The 14,159-nt window shown below is 72.3% G+C and carries 7 protein-coding genes; 5 read left to right on the top strand and 2 right to left on the bottom strand.

Going from position 1 to position 14,159, the window contains the following annotated elements:
• Positions 1-29: 29 nt before the first annotated feature.
• Complete coding sequence (locus AC07CM_RS41385; RefSeq protein ID WP_478881700.1) at positions 30-776, bottom strand: TylF/MycF/NovP-related O-methyltransferase; 747 nt, start codon at positions 774-776, stop codon at positions 30-32.
• A 259-nt stretch (positions 777-1,035) separates the two neighbouring features.
• A complete protein-coding gene (locus AC07CM_RS41380; protein ID WP_478881699.1) occupies positions 1,036-1,791 on the bottom strand; it encodes a TetR/AcrR family transcriptional regulator in 756 nt (251 codons plus the stop codon).
• Between the two features lie 410 nt (positions 1,792-2,201).
• On the opposite strand from AC07CM_RS41380, the gene AC07CM_RS41375 reads away from it, so the two are divergent.
• From AC07CM_RS41375 to AC07CM_RS41355, 5 genes are all read left to right on the top strand, one after another.
• Positions 2,202-3,437: a cytochrome P450 gene (locus AC07CM_RS41375; RefSeq protein WP_478881698.1), complete on the top strand. Its 1,236-nt coding sequence runs from the start codon at positions 2,202-2,204 to the stop codon at positions 3,435-3,437.
• Positions 3,438-3,453: 16 nt separating this feature from the next.
• Positions 3,454-3,648 carry a ferredoxin gene (locus AC07CM_RS41370; RefSeq protein ID WP_478881697.1) on the top strand — a complete coding sequence of 65 codons (195 nt, stop codon included), beginning with the start codon at positions 3,454-3,456 and terminating at the stop codon, positions 3,646-3,648.
• Between the two features lie 70 nt (positions 3,649-3,718).
• Positions 3,719-4,909 carry a DUF993 family protein gene (locus AC07CM_RS41365; RefSeq protein ID WP_478881696.1) on the top strand — a complete coding sequence of 397 codons (1,191 nt, stop codon included), beginning with the start codon at positions 3,719-3,721 and terminating at the stop codon, positions 4,907-4,909.
• Positions 4,906-6,324, top strand: coding sequence for an NAD(P)/FAD-dependent oxidoreductase (locus AC07CM_RS41360; protein ID WP_478881695.1), 1,419 nt, complete (start codon positions 4,906-4,908; stop codon positions 6,322-6,324). Before AC07CM_RS41365 ends, AC07CM_RS41360 begins: the two co-directional genes overlap by 4 nt.
• The gene (locus AC07CM_RS41355; protein ID WP_478881694.1) at positions 6,321-14,156 is read left to right on the top strand and encodes an SDR family NAD(P)-dependent oxidoreductase; all 7,836 of its coding nucleotides are present in this window, start codon (positions 6,321-6,323) and stop codon (positions 14,154-14,156) included. Before AC07CM_RS41360 ends, AC07CM_RS41355 begins: the two co-directional genes overlap by 4 nt.
• The last annotated feature ends 3 nt before the right edge of the window (positions 14,157-14,159 follow it).

The raw sequence follows: 14,159 nt of genomic DNA, 5'->3' as shown, positions 1-14,159 counted from the left end.
CAGAAGTCGTGGAGGCCGCCTTCGTCTTGTCAGGACTCCTTGCGCCACCAGACGCCGACGGTGTCGGCCGCCTTGATCTCCTCCTTGATGCCGTGGGCGTCGCGGTACTCGTGCACCGCGGCACGGCACGGGGCCATGTTGTAGTCGTCGATGATGACGAAGCCGCCCGGCGACAGCTTGGGGTAGAGCGCCGACAGTGAGTCCATCGTCGAGACGTACAGGTCCCCGTCCAGCCGCAGCACGGCCAGCGACTCTATGGGCGCGGCCGGCAGCGTCTCGCTGAACCAGCCCTCCAGGAACTCGACCTGCTCGTCCAGCAGGTCGTACGACTTGAACACCGCCCGCACCGCGTCCGCCGACACACTGAGCACGGTGTTGAGGTTGTGCAGGGCCATCTCCTGGTCCAGCGGGTGGCTGCCCTCGCCGGCCTCGGGCACGCCCTCGAACGAGTCGGCGACCCACACCCGCCGGTCGTCCACGCCGTGCGCCTTGAGGATGGCGCGCATCAGGACGCAGATCCCGCCGCGCCAGACGCCGGTCTCGATGAGGTCGCCGGGCACGCCGTCCGCGAGGACGCTCTCGACGCAGTACTGCACGTTGTCGAGGCTCTCCGGGCTCACCATGGTGTGCGCGCTGAACGCGGCCGGCCGGGCCTCCTCCCCGTCCGCCGCCTCGCCGGTACCGGCCGGCCAGGCCGCGGGGGTGTCCATCTGAATCCGGTTGGTGAGCACCTTCTTCAGCAGCTCCAGGTAGAGCCCGGTGCCGGTGTCGGTCATGTCGCCTCCTGCGATCAACGTGTCGGTCGCACCGCCGGCCCGACGCCCTGGCGCCCGCCCGGCGGCCTGCTACGGCGTGCGCGACAGCCGACGCGGCGAGCGAATGGCGGCGCACCCGGGCAGACCGTAGCCACGGAGGGCGTGCGGCGGCCCCCCTTCCGCCCCCTAACCGGAAGCACACAGGGGGCCGGCCCGGACATCCCTGAGCCGGACCGCGCATACCGAAGTCGGATGAGCGGGGAGGAACGGGCGGAAGGACTCAGCCCTGCGGCTGGTCGATCAGCACACCGATGCCGTCGAGGATGCGCTCCAGGCCGAAGACGAACTCGTCGTCCGGGCCCGCGGGCTCGTCCAGCACGCCGGCGTCGATCACCTTGTTGAGCGCGGGGAAGCGGTCGGGACCGACCAGCCTGCGAACCAGCTGCCCGTACGACACCATGGCCGCCAGCTCGTCCGGCGCCTTCGCCATGAACGTCGCCTCGACGTCCGCGGAGACGGTCGCCTCGCTACGGGTGTAACCGCTCAGCAGCATGATCACGGAAAGCTTGTCGCCCTCGGACAGCGGAGTGTCGCTCAGGCAGTCCAGGCCGCGCTCCAGCCAGATGATCTGATTCGGCGTCACCGGCGGGCCGGTGATCGGGATCCGCAGCGCCCACGTGTGCTTGCGCAGGATGGTGTGCTGCTCCCAGGCCCACCGCGACAGGCCCGCGCGCCACCCCTCGTCCGGCGTCTGAGGAGGCGAAGGAGGCGTCTGGTAGATCGCGTCCATCATCAGGACGAGCAGCTCGTCCTTCGAGGCGAGATACCGGTACAGGGCCATGGTCGAGGCGCCCAGATCGGACGCGACACGGCTCATCGAGACAGCGGACAGGCCCTCCGACGCGGCGATGGCCACGGCGGCGTCGACGATGCGCTGAAGGCTGAGACCGCGCTTCGGTCCCTTGGTCGGCCTCTCCCGCAGCCCCCATGCTTGGCCGAGGTAGCTCGGCAGGGTTGGCTCCCCGCTTGCGTCCATCGACTCACTTCCTTCGAGAGATCCTGCCCGGGGGCAGAACCGGTCGTCCTGCAGCTCAGTCTATGCGGTGCCCGTCCGCAACCGAACAGGGCTTCGCCGCCGAACACGCGATGACACCCGCGCTGACCTGTTCAAACGCCCCGGCACCGGGGCCGCCCCGCGCGCGGCGGCCGACGGAACCGGCGGCTGTGCGGGGCAGCGGACCCCCACGCCGGCCGGGAAATCACCCGCCGTACAAGGACCATACGTCACCCCGCGCAGCCCGTGGCATGCGCCGCGTAGGGGCGACCCCAGCCTGTGTCCCCGGGCGGTGTTAGGGGTTTCCGGGCGACCTTAGGGGGGTCTCCCGGCTCCCCGGGTCTCCGGTGCGCGCTTGGATCGAGCCACGATCGAAGAGAGGACTCCAGGCGATGACCGAGAACTCCGAGACCGGCAGTGCCACCGGGTCGCTCCCGGTGTTCCCGCTCGACCGCAGGAAGTGCCCGCTCTCGATTCCCCAGGAATACGAGGCGATGCGCGCGGACGAGCCGGTCGCCAAGGTGGTCAACCGCATGACCGGAAAGGCCGTGTGGGCGCTGACCCGCTACACCGACGTCCGGCAGGTGCTGGGCGACCCGTCGATGAGCTCCAACGCCCGCAACCCCGGCTACCCGCACCAGTTCCAGGTGCCGGAGGAGATGCTGCCCTACATCGCCTTCCCGTTCGCCGCCATGGACCCGCCGGAGCACACCGTGCGCCGCCGGATGGTGATCCCCGAGTTCACCGCCAAGCGGATCGCCGACCTCAAGCCGCGCACGCAGGCGATCGTCGACGCGCGGATCGACGCCATGCTGGCCAAGGGCGGACCCGTCGACCTCGTCGCGGAGCTCGCCGTGCCGGTGCCGTCGCTCCAGTTCTGCGAGATGCTCGGCGCCGACGCCGAGCACATCGGCTACTTCCGCAAGTACGCCGAGACCACCACCGGCCGCGACTCCAGCATGGAGGCGGTCGCCGGCGCGATCGCCGAGATGGACGAGTTCCTCGACGAGCTGATCACCGAGAAGACCCACAAGCCCGGCGAGGACCTGCTCAGCCGGATCGCCGCCAAGCTGCCCGAGGAGCCCACCCTCGAACACGACGACCTGGTGGCCATCGCCCGGCTGCTGGTGATCGCCGGCTCCGACACCACGGCCAACATCATCTCGCTGGGCACCCTCGTGTTCCTCGAACACCCCGACCAGCTGGACGAGGTACGGCGCGACCCGTCGCTGCTGCCCGGCGCCATCGAGGAACTGCTGCGCTTCCTCAGCATCCTGGACTCGGCGACCGTACGCGTCGCCACCAAGGACATCGAGCTGGCCGGCGGTGAGACCGTCCGCGAGGGCGAGGGCGTCCTCGCCCTCAACGGCGCCGCCAACTGGGACCCCTCCCGGTACCCGGACCCGCACCGCTTCGACATCCACCGCGACGCCGAGGGCCACATGGCGTTCAGCTACGGCAACCACATGTGCCCCGGCGCGAACCTCGCCCGGATGCAGCTGGAAGTGGTGTTCGGCACGCTGTTCACCCGCATCCCGGACCTGCGCCTCGCGGCCCCCGCCGCCGAGCTGCCCTACATGTTCGACGCGCACGCGTACGGGCTCCACGAACTGCCCGTCACCTGGTGACACGGGGGTGAGGACGATGCGGATCTCGGTCGACCGCGAAGCGTGCGTGGGATCGGGCAACTGCGTCTTCTTCGCACAGGGCGTCTTCGACCAGCACCCCGACGGCCGGGTACTCCTGCTCGTCGAGGAGCCGGACGAGGCGCTGCGCGCCGCCACGCTGACCGCCGCCGCGAACTGCCCGGTCAACGCGATATCCGTCAACGACGCATGAGCCGCGCGAGCTCCACCGCGAGCTCCGCCGCTCCACGAGACCTTCCCGGGAACGGGGTTCGGAGCAGAAGATGATCAAGCTTCCCGAGGCGGACGGCACACTCACCACCTACGAACCGGACCACACCACCCAGGTGGACGCGGCCGACCCCACTCCCTTCCGGACCCGGTCGATGCTGGCGACGGCCCACGTGCTCGCCGACCCGCTGGCGGACAACGAGCCGCTCGGCCCGGTGGGCCCCACCCCGCCGCCGCAGAACCTGGACTGGGACGCCACGCTCGCCTTCCGCCGGCACCTGTGGTCCCACGGCTTCACCCTGTGCGAGGGCATGGACACCGCTCACCGCGGGATGGGCGTCGACTGGCCGCTGGCCGCCGAACTGATCCGCCGCTGCGGCGCCGAGGCCAGGGCCGTCGGCGGCCGGATGGCCGCCGCGGTCCTCACCGACCAGATCGAACCCTTCGAGCCCTGCACCCTCAAGGACGTACAGGCCGCCTACGAGGAGCAGCTGGCGGTCGTCGAGGAGGCGGGCGCCCAGCCGGTCATCATGTGCAGCCCCCACCTCACCGTCGCCGCACGCGGCTACGACGACTTCGCCGAGGTGTACGGCGCCCTGATCCGCCAGTCGAGCCGGCCGGTGATCCTGCACTGGATCACCTCCGAGTGGGACCCCCGCAACACCGAGTACTGGGGCCACGAGGAGCCCGAGCCCGCCTACGACGCCCTCCTGGACATCGTCCGCGCCCACCCCGGCAAGGTCGACGGCGTCAAGATCGGCCCCGCGGAACTCGACCGCCAGATCGCCTGGCGCGCCAAGCTGCCCGACGGCGTGAAGTTCTACACCAGCGACACCACCGACTACGCGCGGATGTTCGTCGGCGACGAGCAGGGGCACAGTCACGGCCTCACCCCGGTCATCGACCCCGTGATCCCGCTCGCCGCCCGGGCCTTCCGCGCGCTGGACGACGGGGACACCGCCAAGGCCGCCGAACTCCTCGAGGCCACCCTGCCGCTGAACCGGCACCTGTTCAGCGGCGAGGGCCGCAGCATCTACTTCTTCCGCACCGGCGTGACGTTCCTAGCCTGGCTGTCCGGGCACGCCCCGCACTTCCGGATGGTGTGGGGCGAGCAGTCCGCGCGGTCCGTGCCGCACCTGGCCACCGCCTACCGGCTGGCCGACCAGGCCGGCGCCTTCCCCGACCCGGTACTGGCCGAGCAGCGGATGAAGCTGTTCCTCGCCGTCTCGGGGGTCGACCAGTGACCCGAGCCCTCGTCCTCGGCGGCGGCCTCGCCGGCATGCTGGCCGCCGCCGCCCTCACCGACACCGTCGACCAGGTCGTCGTGCTGGAGCGCGACACCTTCCCCGACGCTCCCGAACCCCGCCGCGGCCTGCCGCAGGGCCACCACAGCCACATCCTCATGCGCGGCGGCGTCGAAGCCATCGACGAACTGCTCCCCGGCACCGTCGACCTGCTCTACGCCGCCGGAGCCAAGAAGCGCGGCCTGCCCTCCGGCGCGCTGGCCCGCGGCCCCGAAGGCTGGATGGAACGCCTCGACACCGACGCCTACCTGCTGCTGTGCAGCCGCGACCTGCTCGACCACGTCGTCCGCCGCCAGGTGCTGCGCGACGACCGCGACGGCAAGGTCTTCGTGCGCGAGGCCACCAAGGTACTGGAGCTGACCGGCAGCGCCTCCCGGGTGACCGGCGTGCTCGTCGAGACCCGCGAAGGGCAGGAGCGGCTCTACGCCGACCTCGTCGTCGACGCCACCGGCCGCGGCTCCAGCGCCCCCGCCTGGCTCACCGCGCTCGGGCTGCCCGAGGTCCGCGAGGACGTCGTCGACGCCGGAATCACCTATGTGAGCCGGTGGTTCGAGGCGCCGCCCGGCGCGAAGGACGACTTCCCCGGCGTGATGATCCAGATGACCCCCGGCACCGGGAAGCCGGGCCGGGGCGCCGGGTTGCTGCCGATGGAGGAGGGCCGCTGGATCCTCAGCCTGTTCGGGAGCCGCGGCGGCGAACCACCCAACGACGAGGACGGCTTCGCACGGTTCGCCCGCGAGCGGCACCACCCGATCATCGCCGACCTCATCGCCCAGGCCACCCCGGCCGGCCCGATCCGCACCTACCGCAACATCCCCGACCGCAGACGCCGCTACGAGAAGCTCACCATGCCCGACGGCTTCGTCGTCATCGGCGACGCCGCGTCCGCGCTCAACCCCGTGCACGGCACCGGCATGTCCGTCGCCGCCCAGTGCGCCCGCCTGCTGCGCGACGAGCTGGCCGACGGCGGCCTCCGGCCCAAGCTGGCCCGCCGCGTGCAGTCCGGCATCGCGCGGATCAACGGCGGCGCCTGGCGGCTGGCCACCAACACCGACCAGGGCCTGCCCGACGTCCGCGCGAACGTCCGCCTCCAGGGCGGCGCCCTCGCGGACCGGATGGCGGCCCGCGTCGCCAGGACCGGCTGCCGCGACCCGCACGTCATCAACGCCGTGTTCGGCGTGGCCTCCCTGGTCAAGCCCATGACCGCGATGATGTCCCCGGCCTTCCTGCTGGCCGTGCTGCGCGGGCCGCGCAAGCCCGCGCTCACCGCCGAGCAGGCCATCGCCCAGTTCCCGGAGTTCGGCGACCTGCTTCCGTACGGTGCGTCGGACCGGCCGACCCGCAACACGGCATGAGCGCGCGGCAGGCAGGGTCCGCCGAAGCCCCGACGGTGGTCCCGTGGGCGCTGTCCGGCCGCGGACAGCAGGCACTGCGCGGACAGGCGGAACGCCTCGCGGCCCACGTGACGGACGGCACCGGCAGCGCGGTCGACATCGGACACTCCCTGCTGACCACCCGCGCCCTGCTCGGACACCGTGCCGTGGTCCTCGGCACGGACACACCCGGACTCCTGGCGGGACTGCGCCTGCTGACCACCGGCGAACGCACCGACGACGGGCCGGCCACCGCGGTGTCCGGCACCGTACTGCCGGACCCGCGGGTGGCGTTCGTGTTCCCCGGCCAGGGCTCGCAGTGGCGCGGCATGGCCGGCGAACTCCTCGACACGGCACCGGACTTCGCAGACCGGATGGCCCAGTGCGCGACCGCCCTCGCCCCCTTCGTGGACTGGGACCTCCTCGACGTCCTGCGCGACACCGAGTCCCCCCTGTGGGACCGGGTCGACGTGGTGCAGCCGCTGCTGTGGGCGGTCATGGTGTCGCTGACCGCGCTCTGGGAGTCGTACGGCGTCCGGCCCGCGGCCGTCGTCGGGCACTCGCAGGGCGAGATCGCCGCCGCCTGCGTGGCCGGCGCGCTGTCCCTGCAGGACGGCGCCCGAGTCGTGGCACTGCGCAGCAGACTCATCCGGGCCGAACTGGCCGGCCTCGGCGGGATGCTCTCCGTACCGCTCTCCCAGACGGACGTCGAACCGCGCCTGACACCGTGGGCGGGCCGCCTGCAACTGGCCGCTGTGAACGGACCCTCGTCCGTCGTGGTGTGCGGCGAGACCGCCGCCCTGGACGAGCTGTTCGCGGAGCTGACCGCCGAGGAGGTCCAGGCGCGCCGCATCGCGGTGGACTACGCCTCGCACTCCCACTACGTGGAGACACTGCGGGACGCCCTCCTGGACGCCCTGGCCCCGGTACGGCCGGCGTCAGCGGACATCGCGTTCTACTCCACGGTCAGCGGCGGCCCGCTGGACACGGCGGAGCTGACCGCGGACTACTGGTACCGCAACCTGCGCGGCACCGTGCGGTTCGCAGAGGCCACCCAGGCACTGCTGACCGACGGTTTCGGCGTCTTCGTGGAGTCCAGCGCCCACCCCGTGCTCACCAGCGCCGTCCAGGACAGCTGCGCGGCCGCCGACGTCGACGCGGCCACTCTCGGCTCACTGCGGCGCGACGCGGGCGGCCTGGACCGCTTCGCGCTGTCGCTGGCCCAGGCCCACGTCCGGGGCGTCCCCGTGGACTGGACACCCTTCCTGCCGGACGCCCGGACCGTCGACCTGCCGACCTACGCCTTCCAGCGCAAGCGGTACTGGAAGGACCCGGCCGTCACGACCGCGCAGCGGACCGTCGCCGGGCAGCGCACCGTCGACCACCCCCTGCTGTCGGCCGCCGTGGAACCGGCACACGCCGGCGGCACCCTGCTCACCGGCCGGCTCTCCGTCCAGGCCCAGCCGTGGCTCGCCGACCACGAGGTGTTCGGCGCGACCGTGGTGCCCGGCGCCGCACTCGTCGAGCTCGCACTGTGCGCGGGCGAACAGCTGGACTGCCCGGTGCTCGGCCAACTGACCCTCCGCACACCGCTGGTCCTCCCCGAGCACGGCGGCGTGGCCGTCCAGATCGCCGTCGGCACGGCCGACGACTCCGGCGCCCGGTCGTTCACCGTGCACTCCGGCGTCGCCGAGGACGCCGGGCCGTGGACCCTGCACGCGGAGGGCCTGCTCACCAACACGGCGGACACCGCGACGGAGTTCGACTTCACACAGTGGCCGCCGGCCGGAGCCACCGCGGTGGACGTCACGGACGGCTACGCCGGCCTGGCGACCCAGGGGTACGGCTACGGCCCGGCCTTCCAGGGCGTCACGGCGATGTGGCGGCGCGGCGAGGAGACCTTCGCCGAAGTTGAACTGCCCGAAAGCGTACGGGCGGACGCCGAGCGGTACCTCCTGCACCCCGCGCTGCTCGACGCCTGCCTGCACCCCGGCGTGCTCAGCGGACCCGACGCACCCGCTCGACTGCCCTTCGAGTGGACCGATCTGCGCCTGCACGCCGTGGGCGCCGGCGCGCTGCGTATCCGGATCGCTCCGGGACCCGACGGCGAACGGCTGGACGCCGCGGACACGACGGGCGGCCCCGTGCTGTCCCTGGCCGCACTGTCGGCACTACCGGTCTCGCCCGACCAACTGGCGTCCGTGCGGCGCGCGTCGGCGGTGGAGCCGTTGGGCCTTCAGTGGATCCCACTCGCGGTGGACGGGGACGGATCGGCCCCGGACCTCCCCGACCTCGACACCGTGCGCGCCACGTCGGACGAGGCGGACACCGTGCCCGGCACGCTGGTCTGGACGGTCGACCGAACCGACCAGGGGACCGTGCCGGACGCCGCGCACCAGATGGCTCGCGGCGCGCTGACGGTGGTCCAGGACTGGCTCGCCGACGAGCGCTTCGCCGCGTCGAAGCTGGTCGTACTGACCCGGCGGGCGCTGTCGGTCACGGGGGACGCGCACCCTGCCGACGTGGTGCTCGCACCGGTGTGGGGACTGGTACGCGCGGCCGTCACGGAGAACCCGGACCGGTTCGTCCTCGTCGACACGGACGACCACCCCGACTCGGTCCGCGCCCTCGCGGCGGCCGTCTCCGGCGACGAGCCGGAACTGGCCCTGCGGAGCGGCACGGTCCTCGCCCCCCGCCTGATGAGGGCACCGCTGGCCGCCCGGGACACGCGCACCCCGGACCCCGAAGGCACGGTGCTGGTCACCGGTGGTACCGGTGGTCTGGGTGGGCTGGTGGCGCGGCATCTGGTGGCTGAACACGGTGTGCGGCGGCTGGTGTTGGTGAGTCGCCGGGGTGTGCAGGCGCCGGGGGCGGGGGAGTTGGTGGCCGAGCTGGAGGGGCTCGGTGCCGAGGTGGCGGTTGTGGCCTGTGATGTGTCGGACCGGGAGGGGCTGTCCGTGGTGCTGGCCGGGATTCCGGCCGAGTATCCGCTGGCGGGTGTGGTGCATACGGCGGGCGTGCTGGACGACGGTGTGGTGGCGTCGCTGAGTGCGGACCGGCTGGACGCCGTGCTGCGCGCGAAGGCGGACGCCGCCTGGCACCTCCACGAACTGACCGCCGGCCACGACCTTGCCTTCTTCTGCATGTTCTCCTCGGCGGCGGGCACGGTCGCCCCCGGCGGCCAGGGCAACTACGCCGCCGCCAACACGTTCGTCGACGCGCTGGCCAGTCACCGCAGGGCCGCAGGACTCCCGGGCCAGTCCTGCGTCTGGGGCATGTGGTCCCTGGACACCGGCATGACCGGCCACCTCGACGAGACCGCCCTGCGCCGCCTGCACCGGCAGGGTTTCGGCGCACTCTCGGAGGCCGACGGCCTGGCCCTGTTCGACGCGGCCATCGCGTCCGACGCCACCGCTCCTGTCCTGATGAAGCTGGAGCCCACGGGACTACGGACGCGGGCCGCGTCCGGCACGCTGCCCGCCGTACTGAGCGCCCTGGTCAGGGCCCCGCGCCGGCAGGCCGGAGGAGTCGCGACCGGCGCCACGCTCGCCGACCGCCTCGCCCGGCTGGCGGACGAACAGCGCCGGCCGATGCTGCTGGAACTCGTACGCCGCGAGATCGCGGACGTCCTCGGCCACACGTCCCTCGACGGGGTCGCGCACGACCGCGCGTTCAAGGAACTCGGCTTCGACTCACTGACCGCCGTCGAACTGCGGAACCGGCTGAACGCCGTGACCGGTCTGCGGCTCCCCGCGACGCTGGTGTTCGACCATCCGACGGCCACCGCGGTCGCCGACCACCTGCACAACCTCCTGCTCGGCACGACGAACCGGCGCGCACCGGTCGCTCCGGCCGCGCGGGTCGACGACGAGCCGGTGGCGATCGTGGGGATGGCGTGCCGTTTCCCGGGTGGGGTGTCCTCGCCGGAGGAACTCTGGCGGCTGGTGGAGTCCGGGGTGGACGCGGTGTCGGACTTCCCGGTGAACCGGGGCTGGGACGTGGACGGCCTCTACGACCCCGAGCCGGGCGTGGCCGGGCGCAGCTATGCCCGGTCGGGTGGATTCCTGCATGAGGCGGGGGAGTTCGACGCGGACTTCTTCGGGATCAGCCCGAACGAAGCACTGGCGATGGATCCCCAGCAGCGGTTGCTGCTGGAGACCTCGTGGGAGGCATTCGAGCGGGCCGGCATCGACCCCGCCTCGCTGCGGGGCAGCGCCACGGGCGTCTTCGCGGGCCTGATGTACCACGACTACGCCAACAGCTCAGCCGCCGGCGCGATCGCCTCGGGCCGGGTGGCGTACACGTTCGGCCTGGAGGGCCCGGCGGTCACCGTCGACACGGCCTGCTCGTCCTCCCTGGTCGCCCTGCACCTGGCGGCCCAGGCCCTGCGCAACGGCGAGTGCTCGCTGGCACTGGCCGGGGGTGCCACCGTGATGGCCACGCCAGAGGTGCTGCTGGAGTTCAGCAGGCAGCGGGGCCTCTCGCCGGACGGCCGCTGCCGGTCGTTCGCCGCCAGGGCGGACGGGACCGGGTTCTCCGAGGGCGTGGGTGTGCTGCTGGTGGAGCGGTTGTCGGACGCGCGTCGTCTTGGGCATCCGGTGCTGGCGGTGCTGCGGGGTTCGGCGGTGAACCAGGACGGCGCGTCGAATGGCTTGACGGCGCCGAACGGGCCCTCGCAGGAGCGGGTGATCGAGCAGGCGTTGGCGTCGGCGGCTTTGTCGTCGGCGGATGTTGATGTGGTGGAGGGGCACGGGACGGGGACGGTCCTGGGTGATCCGATCGAGGCGCAGGCGTTGCTGGCGGCGTATGGGCAGGGTCGGCCGGAGGACAGGCCGTTGTGGCTGGGGTCGATCAAGTCGAACATCGGTCATACGCAGGCTGCGGCGGGCGTGGCCGGGATCATGAAGATGGTTCTGGCGATGCGGCATGGTGTGTTGCCGCGGACGTTGCATGTGGATGAGCCGTCGGGACAGGTGGACTGGTCTTCCGGCGCGGTGGAGTTGCTGACGGAGGCTCGGGAATGGGCGGAGGTTGCGGGGCGTCCGCGTCGGGCGGCGGTGTCGTCGTTCGGGATCAGTGGGACGAACGCGCACGTGATCGTGGAGGAGCCTCCGGCCGTCGAGGCGGTTCCTGCTGCTGATGACGTGCAGCCCGTGGCGTGGGTGCTCTCGGGGAAGACACCTGAAGCACTGACCGCATACGCCGATCAGCTCAAGACGTATGTGGCTGGGCGCGAGGGATTGCGTCCGGTGGATGTGGCCCGGTCGCTTGGCGGGCGTGCGCAGTTCTCGCACCGGGCTGTGGTGGTCGGCGCTGACCGTGAGGAGTTGCTGCGTGGGCTGAGCAACGTCGGCGTGGTGCCCTCGGTGGCGGGCAAGCTGGCGTTTCTGTTCACAGGGCAGGGTGCGCAGCGGCTGGGCATGGGTCGTGAACTGGCGTCTCGTTTCCCGGTGTTCGCGGCAGCGCTCGATGAGGTGGCCGCGGCGCTGGACGCTCACCTGGAGCGGCCGCTGCGTGAGGTCGTGTGGGGTGAGGACCCCAGTCTCGTGGAGCGGACGGGCTGGGCGCAGCCGGGGCTGTTCGCGATCGAGGTCGCCCTGTTCCGGCTCCTGGAGTCGGCCGGTGTGAAGCCCGACTTCGTCGCCGGGCACTCCATCGGTGAGTTGGCTGCCGCGCACGTGTCCGGTGTGCTGTCCCTGTCGGATGCCGCCCATCTGGTGGCCGCGCGTGCCCGGTTGATGCAGGCGCTGCCCGTGGGCGGTGCGATGGCATCCGTCCGGGCCGGCGAGGCCGAGGTGCGGGCGGCGCTCGTCGACGATGTCGAGGTCGCGTCGGTCAACGGCCCGCGCTCGGTGGTGATTTCGGGCTCCGAGGACGCGGTAACGGAGACCATCGAGAGGCTCCAGGACGACCACAAGGTCACCCGTCTCCGTGTCAGCCACGCCTTCCACTCCCCGCTGATGGAGCCGATGCTGGCCGACTTCGCCGAGATCGCGTCCCAGCTGGGCTACGACGCGCCGCGCATCCCGCTGATCTCCACTCTGACCGGTCAGCCTGCTGCGGAGGAACTGCGCGACCCTGACTACTGGGTCCGCCAGGTCCGCGAGCCGGTCCGTTTCGCCGACGCGGTGGCCGCGTTGACGGCCCAGGGCGCGACCAGGTTCCTGGAGATCGGCCCGGACACCGTCCTCGCCGCCATGGCCGAGGACACCCTCCCCGCCGATTCCTACGCCGCTGCCACTCAACGCCGCGACCGCGACGAGGCCCACACCCTCCTCACCGCCCTCGGCGACCTCCACGCCCGAGGCGCCGACGTCGACTTCACCGCCCTCCACTCCGGACGGCACCTCGACGACCTCCCCACCTACCCCTTCCAACACCAGCTGTACTGGCTGTCCACGCCAAGAGGCACCGACCCCGCCGGGAGCGGGCAGGCCTCGACCGGGCACCCCGTCCTCACCGCCAAGGTGTCAGTCCCCGACAGTGATCTCGTCGTGCTGACCGGGCGGCTGACCGAGGGTGAGCACGACTGGCTCGGTGACCACGACCTGCACGGGCGGCTCCTGTTCCCGACGGCGGGATTCGTCGAGTTGGCGTTGACCGCCGGGCTTCAGGCGGACTGCGGCCTTCTCGCCGAACTGACCGTCGACACACCGCTGTTCCTCGACGAGGGCCCGGTGACCGTCCACGTCGTCGTCGGTGCGGAGGACGCCGAATCCGGGGCGAGGCCGGTCACCGTCCACAGCCGGAGTGAGCAGGACACGCCCTGGACGCGGCACGCGCACGGCACGCTGGAACCCCTCGATCTCCCGCCCGCCGATGTGTTCGGGCCCTGGCCGCCCGTCGGCGCCACCCCGGTAGACGTGCCTGAGGTCTACGAGGCGCTGCTCTCCGCCGGGTACGGCTACGGTGCGCCGTTCCAGGCCGTCACCGCGGCCTGGCGGCACGGCGAGGAGTCGTACGCGGAGGTCGCTCTGCCCGAAGGAGACGGCGGTGGCGGGGACTTCGCGCTCCACCCGGCCCTCCTCGACGCGGCACTGCACCTGGACCGGGCGGTGGACGAGGTGACCCAGCCCGTGGTGTGGCGGGAGGTGTCCCTCGGGACCGTCGGTGCGCGGACGTTGCGGGTGCGCATCACACCGGGCGACGGCGGTGTCGCGCTGACGATCGCCGACGGCAGCGGGCGGCCGGTGCTGTCCGCCGCGCGTGTCGAGAGTCGCGCGGTCCCCGTGCCCGGGCCTGCGGACCGGGACGCACCCGCCCGGAGGCGGCCGTCCGTCAGGCAGCCCGTACCGGCGGACGGTCTGCGTGAGCGGCTGGCCGGCATCCCGGAGGGCCAACGGGCCGACGTACTGCTGGAACTGGTCCGCACGCACGTGGCAGCGGTCCTGGGGCACGGGTCGTGGCAGGACGTGGCTCCGGACCGGCCGTTCCAGGACCTCGGGTTCGACTCGCTGGCCGCCGTCGAACTGCGCAAGGCGCTGAGCGCGGCCTGCGGACGCTGGCTGCCGCCCACGCTGGTCTTCGACCACCCGACCGCGCTGCAGCTGGCCGGTCATCTCGGCGAGCAGCTCGCCGGCACCGCCGACCCGGCGGACCCGGTGCTGGCCGAGGTCGACCGGCTGGCGGCGCTGCTCAACGGAGCCGATCTGGAGTCGGCCGCGGCCCTGAGGGTCACCGGGCGGCTCGAGGCGCTGTTGCGGGAGTGGCGGGACGCCGGCGACGAGTCCGGGCCCGCCGCCACCGACGGGGACGATCTCACGTCCGCGTCCGACGACGAACTGTTCGCCATGCTCGACAACCTGCAGAGCTGAAGG

The sequence above is a fragment of the Streptomyces sp. NPDC044061 genome, from assembly GCF_056434305.1.
This window is presented reverse-complemented; position numbering and strand designations above follow the sequence as displayed.

Coding starts and splice junctions, on each gene's coding strand:
- AC07CM_RS41385 (WP_478881700.1), bottom strand. CDS start 776: ATGACCGACACCGGCACCGGGCTCTACCTGGAGCTGCTGAAGAAGGTG.
- AC07CM_RS41380 (WP_478881699.1), bottom strand. CDS start 1,791: ATGGACGCAAGCGGGGAGCCAACCCTGCCGAGCTACCTCGGCCAAGCA.
- AC07CM_RS41375 (WP_478881698.1), top strand. CDS start 2,202: ATGACCGAGAACTCCGAGACCGGCAGTGCCACCGGGTCGCTCCCGGTG.
- AC07CM_RS41370 (WP_478881697.1), top strand. CDS start 3,454: ATGCGGATCTCGGTCGACCGCGAAGCGTGCGTGGGATCGGGCAACTGC.
- AC07CM_RS41365 (WP_478881696.1), top strand. CDS start 3,719: ATGATCAAGCTTCCCGAGGCGGACGGCACACTCACCACCTACGAACCG.
- AC07CM_RS41355 (WP_478881694.1), top strand. CDS start 6,321: ATGAGCGCGCGGCAGGCAGGGTCCGCCGAAGCCCCGACGGTGGTCCCG.